A 248-nucleotide genomic window follows, 5' to 3' on the forward strand; every position below is an offset into this window, starting at 1 on the left:
GAGCCGGCCGCTGGAGAGGATGTATCCGGTCGTCTTCTTTGATGCGTTGCGGGTCAAGATCCGGGATGAGGGAGCGGTCAGAAATAAGGCGGTCGTGTGCTGTGGAACCTGACTTCGCAGTGGAGCGGGTTAGCTTTATCGGAGATGGAGGAAGGTCCTCCGAAGACGGCCTGCAGGGGCAGTCTTCAAACCACCACAAGCTGCGAGGGTAAAGAGCTCTCGTGGTGAGCGTTGCTGGAAAAGGCGGA

1 pseudogene is annotated in these 248 nt (G+C 58.5%); it reads left to right on the top strand.

From position 1 onward, the window contains the following. A pseudogene (locus A37A_RS20310) lies at window positions 1–94 on the top strand (transposase); the annotation flags it as partial. Between the last annotated feature and the right edge of the window lie 154 nt (window positions 95–248).

This window comes from Verrucomicrobium sp. 3C, from assembly GCF_000379365.1.
Taxonomy (GTDB): Bacteria; Verrucomicrobiota; Verrucomicrobiia; order Methylacidiphilales; family Methylacidiphilaceae; genus Methylacidimicrobium.